18 protein-coding genes and 2 pseudogenes are annotated in these 21,880 nt (G+C 64.9%); 18 read left to right on the top strand and 2 right to left on the bottom strand.

Translation table 11 applies throughout. The annotated features are described in order from the left end of the window. From G6N54_RS04825 to xerD, 8 genes are all read left to right on the top strand, one after another. Window positions 1-810 (top strand): TlyA family RNA methyltransferase, encoded by an 810-nt coding sequence (locus G6N54_RS04825; protein ID WP_163788788.1) that lies wholly within the window; start codon window positions 1-3, stop codon window positions 808-810. Then, window positions 807-1,730: an NAD kinase gene (locus G6N54_RS04820; RefSeq protein ID WP_163788787.1), complete on the top strand. Its 924-nt coding sequence runs from the start codon at window positions 807-809 to the stop codon at window positions 1,728-1,730. The genes G6N54_RS04825 and G6N54_RS04820 overlap by 4 nt, the downstream gene beginning before the upstream one ends. Before the next feature lie 24 nt (window positions 1,731-1,754). After that, window positions 1,755-3,500: a DNA repair protein RecN gene (recN, locus tag G6N54_RS04815; protein WP_163788786.1), complete on the top strand. Its 1,746-nt coding sequence runs from the start codon at window positions 1,755-1,757 to the stop codon at window positions 3,498-3,500. Between the two features lie 124 nt (window positions 3,501-3,624). Next, window positions 3,625-4,806: a putative cytokinetic ring protein SteA gene (steA, locus tag G6N54_RS04810; protein WP_163788785.1), complete on the top strand. Its 1,182-nt coding sequence runs from the start codon at window positions 3,625-3,627 to the stop codon at window positions 4,804-4,806. 21 nt (window positions 4,807-4,827) lie between these two features. Next, the gene (locus G6N54_RS04805; protein WP_163788784.1) at window positions 4,828-5,772 is read left to right on the top strand and encodes a copper transporter; all 945 of its coding nucleotides are present in this window, start codon (window positions 4,828-4,830) and stop codon (window positions 5,770-5,772) included. Window positions 5,773-5,921: 149 nt separating this feature from the next. After that, a complete protein-coding gene (locus G6N54_RS04800) occupies window positions 5,922-7,673 on the top strand; it encodes a CTP synthase (protein WP_163788783.1) in 1,752 nt (583 codons plus the stop codon). Then, a complete protein-coding gene (locus G6N54_RS04795; protein WP_163788782.1) occupies window positions 7,666-8,289 on the top strand; it encodes an NUDIX domain-containing protein in 624 nt (207 codons plus the stop codon). The genes G6N54_RS04800 and G6N54_RS04795 overlap by 8 nt, the downstream gene beginning before the upstream one ends. Further along, complete coding sequence (gene xerD / locus G6N54_RS04790) at window positions 8,286-9,233, top strand: site-specific tyrosine recombinase XerD (RefSeq protein ID WP_163788781.1); 948 nt, start codon at window positions 8,286-8,288, stop codon at window positions 9,231-9,233. Before G6N54_RS04795 ends, xerD begins: the two co-directional genes overlap by 4 nt. 1 nt (window position 9,234) lies before the next feature. Here the strand turns inward: xerD and G6N54_RS04785 are convergent, their stop codons facing one another. After that, complete coding sequence (locus G6N54_RS04785) at window positions 9,235-9,987, bottom strand: O-methyltransferase (protein WP_163788780.1); 753 nt, start codon at window positions 9,985-9,987, stop codon at window positions 9,235-9,237. Between the two features lie 152 nt (window positions 9,988-10,139). On the opposite strand from G6N54_RS04785, the pseudogene G6N54_RS04780 reads away from it, so the two are divergent. The 8 genes and pseudogenes from G6N54_RS04780 (at window position 10,140) to G6N54_RS04750 (ending at window position 18,276) form a co-directional block, all read left to right on the top strand. Continuing rightward, window positions 10,140-11,384 (top strand): annotated as a pseudogene (locus G6N54_RS04780) (inositol-3-phosphate synthase). Next, on the top strand, window positions 11,374-12,240 hold the full coding sequence (locus G6N54_RS04775) for an SCO3242 family prenyltransferase (protein ID WP_163788779.1): 867 nt from the start codon (window positions 11,374-11,376) through the stop codon (window positions 12,238-12,240). The pseudogene G6N54_RS04780 and the gene G6N54_RS04775 overlap by 11 nt, the downstream one beginning before the upstream one ends. Next, a complete protein-coding gene (locus tag G6N54_RS04770) occupies window positions 12,240-13,700 on the top strand; it encodes an EboA domain-containing protein (protein WP_163788778.1) in 1,461 nt (486 codons plus the stop codon). Before G6N54_RS04775 ends, G6N54_RS04770 begins: the two co-directional genes overlap by 1 nt. Beyond that, entirely contained in the window at window positions 13,697-14,548 is an 852-nt protein-coding gene (locus G6N54_RS04765; RefSeq protein ID WP_163788777.1) for a TatD family hydrolase, read from the top strand. The genes G6N54_RS04770 and G6N54_RS04765 overlap by 4 nt, the downstream gene beginning before the upstream one ends. Next, window positions 14,548-15,678 (top strand): metabolite traffic protein EboE, encoded by a 1,131-nt coding sequence (eboE, locus tag G6N54_RS04760; protein WP_163794518.1) that lies wholly within the window; start codon window positions 14,548-14,550, stop codon window positions 15,676-15,678. Before G6N54_RS04765 ends, eboE begins: the two co-directional genes overlap by 1 nt. Then, window positions 15,675-16,726: pseudogene (locus G6N54_RS31490) on the top strand (alkaline phosphatase family protein). The gene eboE and the pseudogene G6N54_RS31490 overlap by 4 nt, the downstream one beginning before the upstream one ends. Next, entirely contained in the window at window positions 16,665-17,060 is a 396-nt protein-coding gene (locus G6N54_RS30225) for a hypothetical protein (RefSeq protein WP_232073372.1), read from the top strand. Before G6N54_RS31490 ends, G6N54_RS30225 begins: the two are co-directional and overlap by 62 nt. A 10-nt stretch (window positions 17,061-17,070) precedes the next feature. Then, window positions 17,071-18,276, top strand: a complete 1,206-nt coding sequence (locus G6N54_RS04750) for a cytochrome P450 (protein ID WP_163788776.1) — start codon at window positions 17,071-17,073, stop codon at window positions 18,274-18,276. On the opposite strand, the gene G6N54_RS04745 is transcribed toward G6N54_RS04750, so the two are convergent. After that, the gene (locus G6N54_RS04745) at window positions 18,273-19,805 is read right to left on the bottom strand and encodes a DHA2 family efflux MFS transporter permease subunit (protein WP_232073364.1); all 1,533 of its coding nucleotides are present in this window, start codon (window positions 19,803-19,805) and stop codon (window positions 18,273-18,275) included. The two genes, G6N54_RS04750 and G6N54_RS04745, sit on opposite strands and share 4 nt — an antisense overlap. Before the next feature lie 388 nt (window positions 19,806-20,193). Between G6N54_RS04745 and G6N54_RS04740 the strand changes: the two genes are divergently transcribed. Further along, window positions 20,194-21,060 (top strand): ParA family protein, encoded by an 867-nt coding sequence (locus G6N54_RS04740; RefSeq protein WP_163788774.1) that lies wholly within the window; start codon window positions 20,194-20,196, stop codon window positions 21,058-21,060. Further along, on the top strand, window positions 21,057-21,872 hold the full coding sequence (locus G6N54_RS04735) for a segregation/condensation protein A (protein WP_163788773.1): 816 nt from the start codon (window positions 21,057-21,059) through the stop codon (window positions 21,870-21,872). The genes G6N54_RS04740 and G6N54_RS04735 overlap by 4 nt, the downstream gene beginning before the upstream one ends. Window positions 21,873-21,880 lie beyond the last annotated feature (8 nt).

Here is a 21,880-nt window from a genome sequence, read left to right as displayed (position 1 = left end):
ATGGCACGACGCGCCCGCGTTGACGCGGAGCTGGTGCGGCGCGGCCTGGCCCGATCCCGTCAGCAGGCCGCCGAGTTGATCGGCGCCGGCAAGGTCAGCATCGACGGTATGCCCGCGGTCAAGCCCGGTACCGCCATCACGGCCAGCGCGGCGCTGACCGTCGTCGACGACGGCGAACGCCGCTGTGTGTCGCGTGGGGCGCACAAGCTGATCGGTGCACTCGACGCCTTCGACATCCCGGTGGCAGGCCGTCGCTGCCTGGACGCCGGCGCGTCGACCGGCGGGTTCACCGAGGTCCTGCTGGATCGCGGCGCCGCCGAGGTGGTGGCCGCCGATGTGGGCTACGGCCAGTTGGCCTGGTCGCTGCGCTCTGATCCGCGGGTGATCGTCGTCGAGCGGACCAACGTCCGCGACCTGTCGCCCGAAGCGACCGGCGGGCGCGTCGACCTGGTGGTGGCCGACCTGTCGTTTATCTCGCTGTCCACCGTGTTGCCCGCGCTGGCTGGTTGCGCCAACCCCGGCGCCGATATCGTTCCCATGGTGAAGCCGCAGTTTGAGGTGGGGAAGGGCCAGGTCGGTGCCGGCGGGGTGGTTCGCGACCCCGGGTTGCGTGCCGACTCGGTGCTGGCCGTCGCGGGACGCGCCGGGGAGCTGGGCTGGCACACCGTGGACGTCACGGCCAGTCCGCTGCCGGGACCGTCGGGCAATGTCGAGTACTTCCTGTGGCTGCGCGCCGATACCGATCGGGCGCTGACGGGCGACGGGTTGGTCGATGCGGTGCGGCGCGCGGTGGGCGAGGGCCCGCAATGACCGTCGAACGCACCATCCTGCTGGTCGTGCACACCGGGCGCGAGGAAGCGACCGAGACTGCCCGCCGCGTCCAGAAAGTGGTGAGCGACAACGGTATTGCGCTTCGTGTGTTGTCCGCCGAGGCGGTCGACCGGGGACCGCTGCCGTTGTCACCCGACGACGTGCGGGCGATGGGCGTCGAGATCGAGGTGGTCGACGCCGAGCCGGATGCCGCGGAAGGCTGCGAGCTGGTGCTGGTGCTCGGCGGCGACGGCACCTTCCTGCGCGCGGCCGAACTTGCCCGCAACGCCGGCATTCCGGTGCTGGGCGTCAACCTGGGCCGCATCGGCTTTCTCGCCGAGGCCGAGGCGGAGGCCATCGACAGGGTGCTGGAACACGTGGTGGCCCAGGACTATCGGGTGGAGGAGCGCCTGACGCTCGACGTCTTGGTGCGCCAGCGCGGACAGGTGATCGATCAGGGGTGGGCGCTCAACGAGGCCAGCCTGGAAAAGGGTCCGCGGCTCGGTGTGCTGGGCGTGGTCGTCGAAATCGAGGGACGACCGGTGTCGACCTTCGGTTGCGACGGAATCTTGGTGTCGACACCGACCGGATCCACCGCCTACGCGTTCTCCGCCGGCGGTCCGATGCTCTGGCCGGATCTCGAGGCAATCCTGGTGGTGCCCAACAACGCTCACGCGCTGTTCGGCCGGCCGATGGTCACCAGCCCCGATGCCACGATCGCGATCGAGATCGAGGCGGACGGCAACGACGCCCTGGTGTTCTGCGACGGCCGCCGCGAAATGGTGGTCCCCGCGGGAGGGCGGCTCGAGGTGAAACGCTGCGGTACAGCGGTGAAGTGGGCACGGCTGGACAGCGCGCCGTTCACCGACCGGCTGGTGCGCAAGTTCCGGCTGCCCGTGACCGGTTGGCGCGGAAAGTAACGGCGCCGCAACGGTGCTGACGCAATGCTGACCGAAATCCGCATCGAGTCACTGGGTGCGATCAGCTCCGCGGTCGGGGAGTTCGACCGCGGCCTGACCGTACTGACCGGAGAGACCGGCACCGGCAAGACCATGGTGGTGACGGGGCTGCATCTGCTCGGCGGTGCCCGCGCCGACGCCAACCGGGTGCGTTCCGGAGCCGAACGAGCGGTCGTCGAAGGCCGTTTCACCACAACCGATCTCGACGACGCCTCGATCGCGCAACTCGACGAGATGCTGGACGCGTCGGGCGGCGAGCGCGACGAGGACGGCAGCGTGATCGCGTTGCGCTCCGTCAGCCGCGACGGGCCGTCGCGGGCCTACCTCGGCGGCCGCAGCGTGCCCGCAAAGTCCTTGGGCGACTTTACGACCGGGCTGCTGACCTTGCACGGCCAGAACGACCAGTTGCGGCTGATGCGGCCCGAGGAGCAACGTGGTGCGCTGGACCGGTTCGCGAAGGCCGGGCCCGCGCTCGAGCGCTACCGCAAACTGCGCGACTCCTGGCTCTCGGCGCGCCGCGACCTGCTCGACCGCCGCAACCGCATGCGCGAACTCGCCCTGGAAGCCGACCGGTTGAGCTTCGGGCTCAACGAGATCGATGCCGTGGACCCGCAGCCCGGCGAGGACGACGCCCTGGTCGCCGACATCGTGCGGCTCTCGGAGCTGGACACGTTGCGCGAGGCCGCGGCGACCGCCCGGGCGGCGCTGTCGGCCGAGGACCTGTCCGACGGCAGCGCCGCCGAAACCCTTGGGAAGGCAAGGGCCGCACTGGAATCCACCGACGACGCGAAGCTGCAGGCGCTGGCCCGGCAGATCCGCGAGGCACAGACCGTCGTCGACGATGCGGCACAGGAACTGGGCAGCTATTTGGAGGAGTTGCCCGTGGATGCCAGCGCGCTGGAGTCCAAGCTGGCCCGGCAAGCAGAGCTGCGGACCCTGACCCGCAAGTACGCCGCGGATGTCGACGGGGTGCTGGCCTGGGCGGCAGAATCGCGCGAGCGGCTCGCGCAACTCGACGTCTCGGAGGAGGGGCTGGCGGCGCTGCAGCGCCGCGCCGACGAGCTCGCCGGTGAATTGAGCGTGGCCGCAGTCGATCTCAGCAAGTGCCGCCGCAAGGCCGCGAAAAAGCTGGCGAAAGAGGTAACGACCGAGCTGGCCGGGCTGGCGATGGCCGACGCCGAATTCACCATCGAGGTGAGCACCGACGTGACCGCCGAGAAGGACGACCCGGCCGTGCTGACGCTGCCCTCCGGTGAGACGGCCCGCGCCGGCGCCGACGGCGTCGACCAGGTCGAGTTCGGCTTCGCCGCGCACCGCGGCATGACGGTGCTGCCGCTGGCCAAGAGTGCGTCGGGCGGCGAGCTGTCCCGGGTGATGCTGGCCCTGGAAGTGGTGCTGGCCGCGTCGGCGGCGGGCACCACGATGGTGTTCGACGAGATCGACGCCGGCGTTGGCGGTCGCGCCGCCGTCCAGATCGGGCGGCGATTGGCGCGGTTGGCGCGCACCCACCAGGTCATCGTGGTGACCCATTTGCCTCAGGTCGCGGCGTACGCCGAGGTACACCTGGTGGTGCATCCCGCCGGGCCGCGGGGGACCAGTGTGGTGCGCCGGGTGACCGACGACGAGCGGGTCGCCGAGCTGGCGCGGATGCTGGCCGGCCTGGGCGAATCCGACAGCGGCCGCGCCCACGCCCGTGAGCTCCTCGACGGAGCCCAGAACGACGAGATCTAGCCGGATCTCCCGCCGAGACCGCACCTTTATCAGCCTGTTACAGATGTGACTCTAGATAACTTCTGGGGCTGATGTTACGGCGCGCCTCCACCCCTCGGCCGTGCATCACGGACAGAATCCCCCCATGAAGATGTCAGGGCTGCTCACACGTAATGCTTCCCGGCCGGGTCTGACCGGCACCGCACGGGTGGACCGCAATATCGACCGCCTGCTGCGCCGGGTCTGCCCGGGGGACATTGTCGTGCTCGACGTCCTGGACCTGGACCGCATCACCGCCGAGGCGCTGGTGGAGGCCGACATCGCCGCCGTCGTCAACGCCTCGCCGTCGGTCTCCGGCCGCTACCCGAACATGGGCCCGGAGGTATTGGTCAACAATGGCGTCACGCTGATCGACGAGACCGGACCCGACATCTTCAAGAAGGTCAAGGACGGCGCCAAGATTCGCCTTTATGAAGGCGGGGTGTACGCAGGCGAACGGCGGCTGAGCCGCGGCACCGAGCGTACCGATCATGACATCGCCGACCTGATGCGCGAGGCGAAGAGCGGCCTGGCCGCCCACCTGGAGGCGTTCGCCGGCAACACGATTGAGTTCATCAAGAGCGAGAGCCCGCTGCTGATCGACGGTATCGGGATTCCGGACGTCGATCTCGACATGCGTCGCCGCCACGTGGTGATTGTCGCCGACGAGGACAGTGCCGCCGACGATCTGCGCTCGCTGAAGCCGTTCATCAAGGAGTACCAGCCGGTGCTGATCGGCGTCGGCACCGGAGCCGACGTGCTGCGCAAGGCGGGCTACCGTCCGCAGCTCATCGTCGGCGACCCCGAGCAGATCAGCACCGAAGCCCTCAAGTGCGGCGCACACGTCGTGCTGCCGGCCGACGCCGACGGCCATGCGCCCGGACTAGAGCGGATTCAGGATCTTGGTGTGGGGGCGATGACCTTCCCCGCGGCGGGTTCGGCCGTCGACCTGGCCCTGCTGCTGGCCGACCACCACGGCGCGGCCCTGCTGGTCACGGCAGGTCACACCGCCAACATCGAGACGTTTTTCGATCGGACTCGCACCCAGAGCAACCCGTCGACATTCCTGACCAGGCTTCGGGTCGGGGAGAAGGTGGTCGACGCCAAGGCGGTCGCCACGCTGTACCGCAACCACATCTCGGGTGGAGCCATCGCACTGCTGGCGCTGACGATGCTGATCGCCGTCATCGTCGCCCTGTGGGTGTCCCGCACCGACGGCGTGGTGCTGCACTGGGCCACCGACTACTGGAATCACTTCTCCCTGTGGGTTCAGCACCTGATCACGTAGTCGGCCTAAGGACGTGTGCTCATGATCTCGTTACGCCAACATGCCTTCTCGCTGGCCGCGGTCTTTCTCGCGCTGGCGGTCGGCGTCGTGCTGGGTTCGGGGTTCTTGTCCGACACCCTGCTGTCCAGCCTGCGTGACGAAAAGCGCGACCTCTACACGCAGATCAACGGGCTCAACGACCAGAAGAACGTTCTTAACGAGAAGCTCAGCGCGGCAAACAATTTCGACAACCAGTTGATGGGCCGGATCGTGCACGACGGGTTGGCAGGCAAATCGATCGTCGTGTTCCGCACCCCGGACGCCAAGGACGACGACGTCGCGGCGGTCTCGAAGATCGTCGGCCAGGCCGGCGGGAGTGTCACCGGGACGGTGTCGCTGACCCAGGAGTTCGTCGACGCCAACTCCGCGGAGAAGCTGCGGACCGTGGTGAACTCGTCGGTGCTGCCGGCCGGTCAGCAGCTCAGCACCAAACTCGTTGACCAGGGGTCGCAGGCCGGTGATCTGTTGGGCATCGCCCTGCTGATCAACGCGAACCCCGCGATCCCGCCCGTCGACGACACCCAGCGCGACACCGTGCTGGCGGCGCTGCGCGAGAGCGGGTTCGTCATGTATCAGGCCGGCGACCACATGCCGGCGGCCAACGCCGCCCTGATCGTCACCGGCGGCGCGCTGCCGCAAGACGCCGGCAATCAGGGCGTCAGCGTGGCCCGCTTCTCCGCGGCACTGGCGCCGCACGGCTCAGGCACGCTGCTGGCCGGGCGGGACGGCTCGTCGACGGGCGGTGCCGCGGTCGCGGTCGCGCGCGCCGACGCCGTCATCAACTCCGCGATCAGCACCGTCGACGACGTCGACGCCGCACCCGGGCGGATCACCGCGATCCTCGGCCTGCATGACCTGCTCAATGGCGGCCATGTCGGGCAATACGGCACCGGTCACGGCGCCACGTCGATCACCGTTGCGCAGTAGCGAATCGCGGGCCGGCTCTCTGGTTGCCGGGCGTGTTAGCCGCGCCCTGGGGTTGCTGGTGTTAGGGTGGATTTCCGTGGGTCGGCAGGCCCAGCTAGTCAAAGTTCGACGATAACGACGCCCTGCCCGTCTTCACGGAGGTCGCTTTAGTGCGTAGGCATCCGCAAACCACCACGAAGCACCTCTTCGTCAGCGGTGGTGTCGCATCCTCACTCGGTAAGGGTCTGACCGCCAGTAGCCTCGGACAGCTACTGACCGCGCGCGGACTACATGTCACGATGCAAAAGCTCGACCCGTACCTCAACGTGGACCCGGGCACGATGAATCCGTTCCAGCACGGCGAGGTCTTCGTCACCGAGGACGGCGCCGAGACCGACCTCGACGTCGGCCACTACGAGCGGTTCCTGGATCGCAACCTGTCCGGCTCGGCGAATGTCACTACCGGGCAAGTGTATTCAACGGTCATCGCCAAGGAGCGCCGCGGCGAATACCTCGGCGACACCGTCCAGGTGATCCCGCACATCACCGACGAGATCAAGAGCCGCATCCTGGCGATGGCCGAACCCGACGCCGACGGACGCCGCCCGGACGTCGTGATCACTGAGATCGGCGGGACGGTGGGCGATATCGAGTCGCAGCCCTTTCTGGAGGCCGCGCGCCAGGTTCGCCACGACGTCGGACGGGAGAACGTCTTCTTCCTGCATGTGTCGCTGGTGCCCTACCTGGCGCCGTCCGGTGAGCTCAAAACCAAGCCGACCCAGCACTCGGTGGCGGCGCTGCGCAGCATCGGTATCACGCCGGACGCGTTGATCCTGCGCTGCGATCGCCCCGTTCCCGAACCACTGAAGAACAAGATTGCGCTGATGTGTGACGTCGACATCGACGGCGTCATATCCACCCCGGACGCGTCGTCGATCTACGACATTCCCAAGGTGCTGCACCGCGAGGAGCTCGACGCGTTCGTGGTGCGCCGGCTCAACCTGCCGTTCCGCGATGTCGACTGGACCCAATGGAACGACCTGCTGCAGCGGGTGCACGAGCCGCACGAGACCGTGCGAATTGCCTTGGTAGGCAAATACGTTGACCTGTCCGACGCCTACCTCTCGGTGACCGAGGCCTTGCGCGCCGGCGGCTTTCGGCACTACGCCAAGGTGGAGATGGTGTGGGTGCCCTCGGACGACTGCGAGAGCGCTGCCGGTGCCGCGTCGGCGCTGGGCGATGTACACGGTGTGCTGATTCCCGGTGGATTCGGCATCCGCGGCATCGAGGGCAAGATCGGCGCCATCCGACATGCCCGGGCGCGCGGGTTACCGATATTCGGGCTGTGCCTCGGGCTGCAGTGCATCGTGATCGAGGCCGCCCGCTCGGTCGGTCTGGCCCAGGCCAACTCGGCCGAATTCGAACCGTCCACACCGGATCCGGTCATCTCGACGATGGCCGAGCAGGAGCACATCGTGGCCGGTGAAGCCGACCTCGGCGGCACCATGCGGCTGGGGGCCTACCCCGCGGTGCTCGAGCCGGATTCGATTGTGGCGCAAGCATATGGAACCACCCAGGTGTCCGAGCGGCACCGGCACCGCTACGAGGTCAACAACGCCTACCGCGATCGGATCGCCGAAAGCGGCCTGCGGTTCTCCGGGACCTCGCCGGACGGCCACCTGGTGGAGTTTGTCGAATACCCGTCCGACGTGCACCCGTTCGTCGTCGGCACCCAGGCCCACCCCGAACTGAAGAGTCGGCCCACTCGACCGCACCCGCTGTTCGTCGCATTCGTCGGCGCGGCGATCGAGTACAAGAAGGGTGAGCAGCTTCCGGTGGAAATCCCCGAGCACATGTCCAACGGCAACCAGCACCGAGACAGCGCCGAGCGGTCGATACCTGAACCCGCCACTCGTGGCTGAGCACGTTTTCGAGACGGCAGCGAGCGAAACGGTTTACACCGGAAAGATTTTCGCGCTGCGCCGCGACGAGGTGCGGATGCCCGGCGGCAACACCGCCGCGCGAGAAGTCGTCGAGCACTACGGTGCCGTGGCCATCGTGCCGATGAACGACGATCGCAGCATCGCGATGGTCTACCAATACCGGCACATCTCCGGCCGGCGCTTGTGGGAACTGCCGGCGGGCCTGCTCGACGCCGCGGGCGAGGCGCCTCACCTCACGGCGGCGCGCGAACTGGAAGAGGAGGTCGGCCTCAAGGCCGACACCTGGCACGTACTCGTCGACATCGACACGGCGCCCGGATACAGCGATGAATCGGTGCGGGTCTACCTGGCCACCGGGCTGACCGAGATCGGCCGGCCCGAGGCGCACGACGAAGAAGCCGACCTGACGATGCGCTGGGTCCCGATCGAGGAGGCGATCCGCCTCGTCTTCAGCGGTGAGATCATCAATTCGATTGCGGTATCCGGGATTCTGGCCGCGCACGCCGTGACGACGGGGTTGGCGCAGCCGCGTCCGGTGGACCTGCCATGGCCGGACAAGCCCAAGGATTTCGCCGCGCGAAAAGCGGCGCAATGACGGCCACGCTGACGCTGCTGGACACCCAGCTGCAGGGTTATCTCGACCACCTGACTATCGAGCGGGGAGTAGCGGCCAACACGCTCAGCTCGTATCGGCGCGACCTGCGCCGCTATTCAAAGCACTTGGAAGACCGCGGAATTCACGATCTGGCCAAGGTGGGCGAGGACGATGTCAGCGAGTTCCTGGTGGCGCTGCGCCGCGGCGATCCCGAATCCGGGGCGGTGGGCTTGTCGGCGGTATCGGCGGCGCGGGCGCTGATCGCGGTGCGCGGATTGCATCGCTTCGCCGCCGCCGAGGGGCTGGCCGAAGTGGACGTGGCGCGCGCGGTTCGCCCGCCGACCCCGGGTCGCCGGCTGCCGAAAAGCCTGACCATCGACGAGGTGCTGGCGCTGCTGGAAGGCGCGGGCGGGGAGAGCCCGTCCGACGGCCCGCTGACGCTGCGCAACCGCGCGCTGCTGGAGCTGTTGTACTCCACCGGCTCTCGGATCTCCGAAGCCGTCGGCCTCGACGTCGACGACGTCGACACGCAGGCCCGGTCGGTGCTGCTGCGCGGCAAGGGCGGCAAGCAGCGACTGGTCCCGATCGGGCGTCCCGCCGTGCACGCGCTGGACGCCTACCTGGTGCGCGGTCGCTCGGAGCTGGCTCGCCGTGGCCGCGGTACGGCGGCGATCTTCCTCAACGCCCGCGGCGGCCGGTTGTCGCGGCAAAGCGCATGGCAGGTGCTGCAGGACGCCGCCGAGCGCGCCGGGATCAAGGCGGGGGTGTCGCCGCACATGCTTAGGCACTCGTTCGCCACTCATCTGCTGGAGGGCGGTGCCGACGTACGCGTCGTGCAGGAGTTGCTGGGCCATGCGTCGGTGACGACCACCCAGATCTACACGCTGGTCACCGTGCATGCGTTGCGCGAGGTGTGGGCCGGGGCCCACCCCCGCGCGCAGTAGGTCAGCCCAAGTAGTCGGATTCCAGCACGAGATCAGTCAACAGCGACTGATACTCGATGTGGGCCTTGTGCTCGATGGTCTTCCACAGCTTGCCCTCCTGCTGCTGCATGTACTCGCGGTACTTCGGGGCTCCCGGTGTCCCGACATTGTCGGCGACCACGATCGAGCCGGGATGTAGCCAACCCCGGTCGAGAATGCTCAGCAGGTCGGTCAGGTAGGCCGTCTTATCGTGGTCGACAAAGACGAAATCGACGGTGCCTGAGACGAATTCATATTCATTTGCTAAACGGTCAAGGGTGCGTCCACCGTCGCCGAGCGTCCCGACTACACAGGTCAGCTGATCGGCGAGACCGGCGTGCGCCCAGATCCGCCGGGCGTTGGCGGCGTTGGCTTCAGAGAACTCGACCGAGTACACCTTGGCGTTAGGGGCGACCCGGGCGATCCGCATGGCGCTGTACCCGACGTAAGTACCCAACTCGAGTACCACCGCCGGGTTGGCGCGGCGCACGGCGGCATCAAGGAGTTCGCCTTTCTCGTCACCGACGTTGATCAACATCGACTTCTCGTATGCGAACTTGTCGATGGCTGTCAGTACGTCGTCCACGTCGCCGGCACGCGCGTGGTTGAGCACGTAGTCGACAGTGGCCGCTTCGCGCCCGTCCCCGAATTGCCCGGTGCTGTTGTACGAACGCATGCCGATGCCCATCCGCACGACGGACCACCGCATCGGGGAAAGCAATTGTTTGAGTTGCATAGCGAATAGTTTAGATCATCTAGCTATCTGAGCAGTCGCCCAACGAGTATCGCAGGACTGCGCATTCCGCAGGTGTTTGCAAGTTTTGCGTGGTAGAGCTTCTCTACGGCTGCTGCGTCGGTGCAGCGGCACCCTCGGATTGGGGTCACCCGATGCGGCAAGAGGACGCCTCGCCTGGGGAATCCGTGCGGCCGCAACGAGGTCAACCGGCATCGCCGCGCTGCGGGCTGTGGCTTACCGGGGCGCGCGGATCGGTGGCAACGACGTCGATCGTGGGCCTGTATGGGTTGAGCGCCGGACTGATACCAGCCACTGGCTGCGTGACGGCAACCGCGGACTTTATCGACATCCCGCTGCCGAGGTTTGCTGATTTCGTGGTGGCGGGACGCGATGTTTCGACTATTCCGGTGGTCAAACGTGCCGAGACCCTTGTCGAAGCGGGACTTCTACCGCAAAACGTAGTTGACGCGGTGTCGGATCGGCTTGCGGCTACTGGCGAAGAGATCCTCGGCCCAGACTGCATGGCCACGGCAGACCCGTCGACAGCCGGAGCCGCTACCCAAGCCGAGCTGGTGGATAGGCTGAGCGAGGCGATGGCCTCCTTCGTATCCCGGCATTCGCTCGATGTGCTGATCGTCATTGACGTGGCGTCGACGCAACCATCGGTCGCGGACTTGCCGGAATTTAACGACCCAGACCTACTACTGGAACTGATCGGCCAGAACCACCGCGTGGTGCTACCGGCTAGCGGTCTGACCGCGCTCGCCGCGGTGCGCGCCGGCGCCGCATACTGCTGCTTCACTCCGTCTCCCACGCTGGGTATCCCGGCACTGCGTAGTTTGGCCGACGACGCGGGCATTCTCTACGCCGGCCAAGACGCCAAGACCGGTCAAACGCTACTGCGCACCGTGCTGGCACCCATGTTTGTCGCACGCGCGATGAGCGTTCAGTCGTGGGCCGGGACGAACCTGCTGGGCGGTGGTGACGGCGCGACGCTCGCCGACCCGGTCGCGGTGTAGTCCAAGCTGGCCAGCAAGAAGCGGGGAATCCAAGAGTTACTTGGCGACAACGTGACTGCGCCGCTGCACATCGACTATGTGCCCGACCTTGGCGAGACCAAGGTCGCCTGGGACCACATCAAGGCCACCGGCTTTCTGGGCGGGCAGATCACCTTGCAAACCACCTGGTCCGCACCGGATTCCGCGTTGGCGGCGCCGTTAGTCCTCGACGCGGCCCGGCTAATGGCGATGGCCCGCCTGCGCAGTGCGCACGGCGTTGTTGGAGAAATGGGCTTTTTCTTCAAGGAACCGTGGGGTTCAGCCACGCATTCGTTATTCGCGCAATACGATTCGTTACTGCAGTGGGCCAGGTCGTTTCGGGCAGCCTGTGCGGGTTAACGACTACCTTGACTTGATGAGGGCGCCGGCGGCGCTCACGGTTCTCGGTGACACTGTCGTGGGTGCCATTTGGTCGAATCGGTCGGTGTCTCGTCGCCGTCTCGCGTTGCCGCTGGCTTCCGTCTTGCTGTATTGGAGCGGCATGGTGTTCAACGACTTTGCCGACCGAAAACGAGACGCCATTGAGCGCCCAGAGCGGCCCATCCCGTCGGGTCGAGTATCAGCGGAATCGGCGCTAGCCCTAGGGACAGGCTTGGCCGCAGCGGGATTCGCGACCGCGACCGCCGCCGGTGGGCGACACGGCTTAGCGGCCGCAGGTCGAATCGCGGGATGCGTTGTCGTCTACGACTTCGTCGCCAAGGACACGCCGGCAGGACCGTTGGTGATGGCGGGCTGCCGGTTTCTCGACGTCATGCTGGGCGCCACCCCGCACTATCGCAGTGCGCTGATTCCCGCGTCGGTGATGGGTTTACACACCACCGCGATCACGGTGCTCTCACAAAGTGAGGTGAGCGGTTCGCAACCCAGCCTTCCTGTTGCAGTGGCGATCATGGCGGGCGGAGTCGCTGCTGCCGCGATGGCCACCGCTCGACCGGCTGCCCTACCGTGGCACCGCGCGGCCCCGGCTGCCGGCGTATACGCGTGGTCATTCGGCCCCAGCCTGTGGGCAGCGTGGCAACGGCCCAGCGCCGAACGGATTCGAGCTTCGGTCCGAGCCGGTATTGCATCGACGATCGCGGTACAGGCGATGTTGGCGGCCCGGTCCCAGCGTTCGGTTGCCATGTACGCGTTGTGCGTTCTAGCAATTAGGGTGCGGCTCGGGGTTTCTGCTCCCACACCCACCGAGGTGACATGATGACGAGCTCCGTGGCTAGTAGCGAGACGTTCGACATTGGCTACAACACCAATAGTTTGGCTGATCATCGGCTCGACGACGCCCTGGCGTTGATCGCAGCCGAGGGTTACAGCGCCGTCGCGCTGACCATCGGCTTTCCCCACATACGGCCGTTCGATGCTGATCTCGGTGCCCAGTTGAATGCCGTGCGGGCGCTGATGGACGCTTATGGGCTGCGGGCGAACATCGAAACGGGAGCACGTTATCTGCTTGATCCCCGGCACAAACACAAACCATCGCTGGTCGACATTGATGGTGAACCGCGAGTCGAATTCCTTTTGCGGGCAATTGATATCGGCGCCGACATCGGAGCCAGCTGTGTTTCGTTGTGGTCGGGCTACGCAGTCAGGCACAGCGACGACAACGTCACCCGAGACCGGCTGTTGAGCCGACTTGCCAGGGTGGTGGACTATGCCGACCGCAAGGCGATGACACTCGGATTCGAGCCGGAGCCCGGGATGTTCGTCGAGACCGTGCGCGATGCGCTCGCGGTGTGTCGGGCGCTTGGCGATCCTCCAAGCCTCGGCGTGACGCTCGATGTCGGTCACTGCGTGATGACCGAGCCGAGCAGTGCACACGCCTTAATAGTCGAATTGGGCGACAAGCTGGTCAATGTTCATCTCGACGACATGAAGCCCGACAATCATGACCATCTCGAGTTCGGCCACGGTGAGCTCGATTTGGGTGCTGTCATGGACGCTTTGGGCGAAATTCGGTTCGATGGGATCGCCTCCGTCGAGCTGCCACGTCAGTCGCACGACGCGCCGAATGTGATGCGCAGAAGTCGGTGGGCGATCGACAGTGCCCGGTTGCCGTCGTCGGCCCGATCGTGGATTACCGCCTCCAGGAGGCACATTCAACGTTCGCCCGAGCAGATACTCGAACTCTTTCCCGGCGTTACGCGCGTCGTCGCAGACGCATCGTCACCTGAGGGCGCCGCGCTATTGGTCCGAGAAAGGCTGCTGAGCAGCTTGGTAGCCGAGTGTGGCGATGACGTTGTCGCTCCGCTCATCGAGAAGCTCTATCGATGGGGCGACAGCGACGAGCGTTTAGCGGTACTGCGCGGCCTGGATGTCGCCGTCTTGTACGGCCACCTCGGCGCGTTGGCGGTGGCCACTGGCATCGAGCTGGCGGAGGATGCGCTGCGGTGCAACGACCCTGGGCTCGTGGCCGCTGCATTGGGTGACTTCGGTACCGGCTTTCTGAGCCAGCACGCCTGGCGCCACGGCGTGATGAAGCTGGTGTTCATGGGGGTGCCGTTGTCGCGGGTGCCCGGTCTGCATACCCGAGTTGACGACGAGCTCGCCAGAATGGCAACAGATTACGTCAACGAACGACGAGCTGCGGGACGCACTGTGCCCGACGACATCGAGCTGCTGGATGGCACCCGTGCCGCCAAGATCAAGGAGGTTGTGGAGTGAGGCTGTTTGATTCCCATATTCACATGACCTCGCGTACCACCGACGACTATGAGCGAATGTACGAAGCCGGTGTTCGGGCGCTCGTCGAGCCGGCATTTTGGCTTGGACAGCCCCGCACCGACGCCGCATCCTTTGTGGACTACTTCGACAGTTTGATTGGCTGGGAACGCTATCGCGCATCGCAGTTCAAGATCTCCCACAACTGTACGATCGCGCTGAATCCGAAGGAAGCCAACGATAGTCGGTGCCGTTCAGTGCTCGAACAGATACCCCGCTATCTCGCCAAGAGCGGTGTCGTGGCCGTAGGAGAGATCGGCTACGACTCGATGACGGCGGACGAGTCCGCGGTTTTCCAAATTCAGTTGGAGATGGCAGCCGAGCGCCAGCTGCCCGCCCTGGTACACACACCGCATCGGGACAAGCTTGGCGGCACCCTGGCCAGCATCGAGATGGTCAAACGGGTGGGAATTGACCCGGGTTTGGTGGTGCTCGATCATCTGAACGAAGTGACCATCGAGCCGGCGCGGGAAAGCGGTTGCTGGATGGGCTTTTCGATCTATCCAGACACGAAGATGGACGAGTTCAGGATGGTCGCGCTGATGCGGCGCTACGGTCTGGAACGGATCATCGTCAACTCGGCTGCTGACTGGGGCCGATCAGACCCGCTCAAGACGGCCAAGACAGCTCAAGCCATGCAGGCAGCAGGGTTCAGCGACGACGACGTCGATCGGGTGATGTGGCGCAACCCAATAGAGTTCTATGGCCAAAGTGGGCAACTGCGGCTACTCTGCGACGACCATGAAGAGGTCTTCGCGGGCAACACGATCAACCGGGGGGAGAAGCCGTGATGTTGTCCTACTGCAGCAACGTCGTGGCTGCCGATACCCTGATCGCACTCGAACGGCAAATCTTTTCGGTGTTCGCCCCGGCGCGAGAGCGTGCCGGGCTCGAACGACTAGGCATCGGGCTGTGGTTGCCCGCTCGCACCATGGCTCAGCTGGGCAGGGACCGCCGGGCTCGCAGCCGACTGGCCGCCATGCCGGCAGACAACGGGCTGACGGTAGTGACCATGAATGCGTTTCCCTACGGGGGATTTCACGGAGATACGGTGAAATATGCTGTTTATCAGCCAGATTGGACCACATCAAAACGACTGGATTACACGCGGGGCAGTGCGCAGGTACTTGCTGAGCTGTTGACCGATACAGCACACGGCAGCATTTCAACGTTGCCGTTGGGCTGGGCCGATCCCTGGGACGACGAGGCGGAGATCCAGGCTCGTCACAACTTGTCCAGTCTCGGCGAGTGCCTTCGCCGCATCGAAGACGAATCCGGACGCTGGATCAGATTGGCGATTGAACCGGAGCCGGGCTGCGTTATCGGTTCCTGCGGTGACGCGATCGGTTGGTTTGCCCGGGCGATTGAAGCCGGCGCAGTAGACCCGCGCTATCTCGGCCTCTGCCTGGATACCTGTCATCTGGCGGTGATGCACGAGAATCCAGTCGAGATTCTGGCCGGATTGGCCGAGGTGGGAATCGAGGTGGTAAAGATCCAGGCTTCCAACGCCATTCAGGTCGACGACTTTGCCGCCGACGGCGTCGTCGAGGCGCTGAGCGACTTCGTGGACTCGCCCTATCTTCACCAAATCAATGGAGTCGACGCGCACGGGCAGCCGTGGTTTCGTGACGACCTCTCTCTAGCCGATGCATCGATGCCGAGGTCGGGCAGCGCACGCATCCACTATCACGTGCCGCTGCACGCGCCTCCGCCCCCTCCGTTGAACAACACCGCACCCGTTCTCGGCGAAGTGATTACGCTCTGGCGCGATGGCGCACTACCGGACCAGGTTGATATCGAGATCGAGACGTACACGTGGAATGTCCTTCCGCCGTCGCTGCGCACGACAAGTCTGGCTGAAAATATTGCCAGCGAGATTCGTTGGCTCAACGATGTTGTCTGTGCTCGGGGACCAGCATGACACAACGGGTTCTGCTCCTCGACGTCGTCGGACTGACACAGCCGCTGTTAGCGCACATGCCGAACCTTTCGGGCTTGGCAGCGCGTGGCGCTAGTGCCCCGCTGGCGCCGGTCTTCCCGGCGGTCACGTGTTCGGTGCAATCGTCCATGCTGACCGGCCTGATGCCGAATCAGCACGGCATCGTCGGAAACGGTTGGTATTTCCGCGATCTCGGGGAAGTGCTGCTGTGGAGGCAAAGTAACAAGCTGGTGGCGGGGGAGAAGGTGTGGGAGACGGCGGCTGGCCGATTCGACGGCTATACGTCGGCCAACGTCGGGTGGTGGTACGCGATGAATGCGACGAACGATGTGATCGTCACGCCCAGGCCGGTCTACCACCAAGACGGGCGCAAATCGCCCGACTGCTACGTCGTTCCGCCGGATCTGCATGACACCTTGACCGCGAAGCTGGGCACCTTCCCGCTGTTCCAGTACTGGGGGCCGACGGCCAACCTCACGTCGTCATGCTGGCTCATCGACGCGTCGATCGACATTCTGCGACGGTACTCACCAACCTTGCTCACCGCTTATATCCCACACCTGGACTACGACTTTCAGCGTTACGGCCCCAGGCACCGCAGTCGATCAGCGCCGCGAGGGACGTCGACCACGCTCTGGGGCCGCTGCTCGACGCCGCGGCCCAAGACGGCGTCACCGTCATCGCTGTCTCGGAGTACGGGATCGCCGGGGCACATCGTCCGGTCAACATCAACCGTGAGCTGCGTCGCCAGGGCTACCTATCGGTGTACACCCAACAAGGCCGGGAATACCTGGACCCGGGGCAATCTCGCGCTTTCGCGGTCGCCGACCATCAGGTAGCGCATATCTATGTCCGCGACGACGCCGACTTGAGTCGGGTCGCCAGCTTGGTCAATGATCTTGACGGCGTCGATCAGGTGCTTGACCGGACTCAGCAGCAGAGATTGGCGATCGATCATCCTCGATCGGGTGAATTGGTGTCCATCGCCGAACCGGGGGGCTTGGTTCACCTACTACTGCTGGCTCGATGACGATCGGGCTCCGGAGTTCGCGCCGTGCGTGGACATCCACCGTAAGCCCGGCTATGACCCTGCCGAATTACTGATGAACCCTGACGATCGAGCTGTCAAAGCCAAGGCCGCCGCGGCGTTGGTGAAGAAAGCCGTGGGGCTGCGGTACACGATGGGGGTGATTGCTCTCAACGGCGCGGGCGTCGGCGGGACACTCGGGCGGCTGCCCGACTCGGCGGCCGATACACCCATCGTGATCACGTCGGACGCCGACCTGCTGGCCGACTCGCGATCGCCCGTGTCGGCGACCGAGATTCGCTCGCTTGTCTTGGCCGCCCATGGACGGCGGAGTTAGGGCTCACACCATGCGGAATCGCTACAGCGCTCCCGGTGATCCGCTGATGCGTGAGTCGGCAATCGAGGATCCGCAGCACGAGATCTTTGCGAAATATCTCGACGCGTGCCCGATCCTCGATCGCGGCGACGATTCCCCTTTGGTCATCTCGCGGCGAGAGGACATCGTCTTCATCACCCAGCACCCCGCTGTTCTGGGCAATGGCGACGCCGGCATGCCGATGGCAGCCGGCCGGCGGCTGATTCCACTCGACATCGATGGTGCCGAGCACACCAAGTATCGCCGGCTGCTTGACCCGCTGTTCGCTCCCAAAGCCAAAACCTCACAGATCGCCAACCTGGAGCCAGTGGTGCGCCGGCTGGCGAACTCGCTCATCGATAACTTCGTCGACGCCGATGAAGTCGAATTGTTCAGCTCCTTCTGTGAGCCGTTGCCGTCCATCATCTTCGTGGATCTGCTCGGGTTGCCTCAGCAAGACCGACAGTTTTTCATCCAGTTCAAGGAAGACATTTTGCGTGCCAACGAGGACACCCCGGAAGCCAACGCCAAACGGCGAATGGCGGCGTTGCAGAGGATGTTTGGTTATTTGGGCGAGCAGTTGGACGTGCGGGAGCAGCAACCAGACCAACACCCGGGCCTGCTGACCGGGCTGTTGCACACCGAAATCGACGGCGAACGGCTCACCTGGGAAGAGCTGCTAAACATCTTCTTACTCCTAGTGATCGCCGGTTTGGACACCGTCGTCGGTGCGCTGTCCAGCATGTTCGGCTGGTTTGCCTGCCACCCGGACGCGCAACGACAGGTGCGCGAGGACCCCTCCTTGGTGGACTCCGCGGTTGAAGAATTGTTGCGGTGGGAGAGCCCGGTGCAATGGGGGCTGCGACTGGCCACCGAGGACATGACGTTGCCATCGAGCTACCAGCTCAAGGCCGGCGATTATGTGCAAGTCCTCTGGGCGGCGGCAAATCTCGACGCCGACACGTGTCCGGACCCCATGAATCTTAGGTTGGATCGAAAACAATGCCGGCACATCGCATTTGGAAGTGGCGCGCACCGCTGTTTGGGGTCGCATCTTGCCCGGCTCGAAATGCGCTGTGCCCTCGACGAATTCCACCGCAGGGTTGGTGAATATCGGATTAAACCGGGTGCGTCGGCAGGGTATCCGGGTGGCATGGTGCGGGCGGTGAAGCCGCTCCCCTTGGTATTCGAGCACTAGCCAGACGGTGCTGTCGGCTTCTTGGGCAGCAGCGCCGCGGGGATCAGCGTCAACGCCACCAGGATGACCGCCAGCGCGAACACTACGGCGTAGGCCTGTGACAGGTCGCGGAGCAGATTCCCGGCGAAATCGGGACTGAGTGCTCGGGGCGGCAGTTTCGTAGGATCAATCGGCACTGCGCGTCGCCTAGAATCCTCTTGTAGCGCAGTGAGTTTGCGGGAGGCAGCAATATTTTCACTTCGATTGAACTGGCTGGTCAAGACCACCGACATCAGTGCGGTTCCCACCGACGCGGCCACCTGCTGGTTCACGTTGACCAACGTGGCACCCCGCGCGATTTGTTGCGGAGCCAGGCTCCGTACTGCGGCCGCGGACAACGGCATCATCGTGGCGCCCATGCCCAACCCCATGATCGTCAGGCCGATAACCAGAGTCGGTGAATAATTGGCGTGCTTGGCGACTCCGTAGGCGAAAACGCCCATGCCTAAAGTGATTAGCGTTATGCCGACCAAAACGATCGTGCCCGGTCCGCGTCTATCCATGATAGAACCGGCCAGTGGCATTGTCACCATCGCAGCAATTCCGCGGGGGACCATGCTCATTCCGGCCTGCAAAGGGGTTTGGTGCAGCAGTTCCTGAAAGTAGCTAGGGAAGAGTAACCCGGCGCCGAAAAATGAAGCGGCAAACAAAAACATCGTAGCGTTGGCGAGGGAGACGGAACGATTGTTAAGGAGGCGCAAATCGATCACCGGGTGATCGGTTCGGTAAAGGGCATAAAAGACGAAACCGGCTATTAATGCCAGACCGACGGCGGCTGGGATCAAAATGTGACGATCGGCAAGCGTGCCGCGGGTCGGGCTTACCGACATTCCGTAGAGGAACAGTGCCAGGCCCGACGACAGCAGGAACACGCCGACGACATCGAAGGCTTCCGACGGCGACGGGTGATCTCTGGGAAAGACGATCCCCGCCAAGACGAATCCGATGGCACCGATCGGCAGGTTGATCCAGAAGATCCACGGCCAGCTGTAGCTGTCGATGAGCCAGCCGCCCAACACCGGCCCAAAGATCGGGCCGAGCAACATCGGGATACCGAGTATGGCCATGACGCGGCCGAGCCGCCTGGGACCGGCTTCACGGGTCAAGATAGTTAAGACCAACGGCATCAGCATGCCGCCACCCAGGCCTTGTAAAACTCGAAATATGATGAGCAGGTGGATATTTGGTGCCATCGCACACAGCAGTGACCCGAATGTAAAGGCTGCGATCGAGCCCATGAAGAGGCGTTTAGTGCCGAACCGGTTGGCGGCCCAGCCGGCCAGCGGGATCACGGTGGCCAGGGCCAGCGTGTAGCCGGTCATTGTCCACGCGATGACGGCTTGGGTGGATTGGAAGGCGGCGACGAGCGTGCGTTGTGCGACCGTGACGACGGTCGTGTCGATGATCGCCATCATCGAGCCCAGGACACAGACCCCAGCGATCCGCAGCAGCCTGGGGTCGAGCTGCTCGGAATCGTTTGGTGGGCCCACGCCCGAGCCTAGGGCCATTAGCCTCTACTGGGCCGCCGCTCTTGCATCCGAAAAGCATGTCACATCCAGCGCGGGATCGGTCGAGATGCGCGCCGAGGCGAGAGTCAGATCTCGACGAAACTGGTCTCGTTGCCGATGTCCTGGTCTCGGCCATCCCCGGGTGCTCGGACATGCGTCAGATCGACCGCTTGGGGACGACAACCAGAAAGGTCGCCGAGAGCCCTGCTTGATTGATACTCCTGGGGCGGGTGTTACCCAAGGTAACGGTCTGCTCGCCTGCGCCGAAAATCCGATGTATTCGCTGGTGGGATTGCCTGCGGGTCGCCGGGTGTAGGTGCGCTGAGCCGTTAGACTTTGCAGCGATGTTCACCTCCGCAACACCCCGGGCATGACGACCGAGCACCCGGACGGCGCCGTCGAGATCGGCTTGACGGGGCGTCCGCCGCGGGCAATCCCGGAACCGCAGCCACGCACGTCGCACGGTCCGGCCAAGGTGATTGCGATGTGCAACCAGAAGGGTGGCGTCGGGAAAACCACGTCGACGATCAACCTGGGCGCCGCGCTCGCCGAGTACGGCCGGCGAGTGCTGCTGGTGGACATGGATCCGCAGGGCGCGTTGTCCGCGGGCCTCGGCGTCCCGCACTACGAGCTGGAAAAGACCATCCACAACGTGCTGGTTGAGCCGCGGGTGTCGATCGGCGACGTCTTGATGTCCACCCGGGTCCGCAATCTGGACCTGGTGCCCAGCAACATCGACCTGTCGGCCGCCGAGATCCAGCTGGTCAACGAGGTGGGCCGGGAGCAGACGCTGGGCCGGGCGCTGCACCCGGTGCTGGACCGCTACGACTACGTCCTGATCGACTGCCAGCCGTCGCTGGGCTTGCTCACCGTCAACGGGCTGGCCTGCTCCGACGGCGTGGTCATCCCGACCGAGTGCGAGTTCTTCTCGCTGCGCGGCCTGGCACTGCTCACCGATACCGTCGACAAGGTGCGCGACCGGCTCAACCCGAAGCTCGAGATCAGCGGCATCCTGCTGACCCGCTACGACCCGCGCACCGTCAACGCCCGCGAGGTGATGGCCCGTGTCGTCGAGCGCTTCGGTGATCTAGTGTTCGACACCGTGATCACCCGAACCGTGCGCTTCCCGGAGACCAGCGTGGCGGGCGAACCCATCACCACCTGGGCGCCAAAGTCGACCGGCGCCATCGCCTATCGCGCCTTGGCCCGCGAGTTCATCGACCGATTTGGCGCGTGAACGACACAGTCAATGGTGAGGCGCCACCGCACAACGGCTCCGCGGCTGGTTTCCAAGTCCGACTCACCAACTTCGAGGGGCCGTTCGATCTGCTGCTGCAGCTGATCTTTGCGCATCGTCTCGACGTGACCGAGGTGGCGCTGCATCAGGTCACCGACGACTTCATCGCCTACACCCGCGAGATCGGCGCCCAGCTGGATCTGGAGGAGACCACCGCGTTCCTCGTGGTCGCGGCGACCTTGCTGGATCTCAAGGCGGCGCGGCTGCTGCCGGCTGGACAGATCGACGACGAGGAAGACCTCGCGCTGCTCGAGGTGCGCGACCTGCTGTTCGCCCGGCTGCTGCAGTACCGCGCGTTCAAGCACGTGGCGGAGATGTTCGCCGAGCTGGAAGCCACCGCGCTGCGCAGCTATCCGCGCTCGGTGTCGCTGGAGAACCGGTTCACCGAGCTGCTTCCCGAAGTGATGATCGGTGTCGATGCCACACGCTTTGCCGAGATCGCCGCGGTGGCGTTCAGTCCGCGGCCGGTGCCGACTGTGGCCATCGGTCACCTGCACGAACTCAAGGTCTCGGTGCCCGAGCAGGCCCAGAAATTGCTGTCGATGCTCGAAGCGCGGGGCACCGGTCAATGGGCCACGTTTTCCGAGCTGGTCGCCGATTGCGAGATACCGATGGAGGTCGTGGGACGCTTCCTGGCGCTGCTCGAGCTGTATCGTTCACGGGCGGTAGCATTCGACCAGTCGGAGCCGCTTGGTGTGCTCCAGATTTCATGGACCGGGGAGCGTCCGACCACCGAAGTGCGGGACGAATAATGACTCGC

Source organism: Mycobacterium stomatepiae, from assembly GCF_010731715.1.
In the GTDB taxonomy this organism is placed as follows: Bacteria; Actinomycetota; Actinomycetes; order Mycobacteriales; family Mycobacteriaceae; genus Mycobacterium; species Mycobacterium stomatepiae.
The sequence above is the reverse complement of the archived record's forward strand: the minus strand, read 5'-3'. Positions and strand labels throughout refer to the sequence as shown.

What these genes read in the sequence shown, in the direction of transcription:
- G6N54_RS04825 (WP_163788788.1), top strand. Translation starts at nt 1, where the DNA reads ATGGCACGACGCGCCCGCGTTGACGCGGAGCTGGTGCGGCGCGGCCTG.
- G6N54_RS04820 (WP_163788787.1), top strand. Translation starts at nt 807, where the DNA reads ATGACCGTCGAACGCACCATCCTGCTGGTCGTGCACACCGGGCGCGAG.
- recN (WP_163788786.1), top strand. Translation starts at nt 1,755, where the DNA reads ATGCTGACCGAAATCCGCATCGAGTCACTGGGTGCGATCAGCTCCGCG.
- steA (WP_163788785.1), top strand. Translation starts at nt 3,625, where the DNA reads ATGAAGATGTCAGGGCTGCTCACACGTAATGCTTCCCGGCCGGGTCTG.
- G6N54_RS04805 (WP_163788784.1), top strand. Translation starts at nt 4,828, where the DNA reads ATGATCTCGTTACGCCAACATGCCTTCTCGCTGGCCGCGGTCTTTCTC.
- xerD (WP_163788781.1), top strand. Translation starts at nt 8,286, where the DNA reads ATGACGGCCACGCTGACGCTGCTGGACACCCAGCTGCAGGGTTATCTC.
- G6N54_RS04785 (WP_163788780.1), bottom strand. Translation starts at nt 9,987, where the DNA reads ATGCAACTCAAACAATTGCTTTCCCCGATGCGGTGGTCCGTCGTGCGG.
- G6N54_RS04770 (WP_163788778.1), top strand. Translation starts at nt 12,240, where the DNA reads ATGACGAGCTCCGTGGCTAGTAGCGAGACGTTCGACATTGGCTACAAC.
- eboE (WP_163794518.1), top strand. Translation starts at nt 14,548, where the DNA reads ATGTTGTCCTACTGCAGCAACGTCGTGGCTGCCGATACCCTGATCGCA.
- G6N54_RS04750 (WP_163788776.1), top strand. Translation starts at nt 17,071, where the DNA reads ATGCGGAATCGCTACAGCGCTCCCGGTGATCCGCTGATGCGTGAGTCG.
- G6N54_RS04740 (WP_163788774.1), top strand. Translation starts at nt 20,194, where the DNA reads ATGACGACCGAGCACCCGGACGGCGCCGTCGAGATCGGCTTGACGGGG.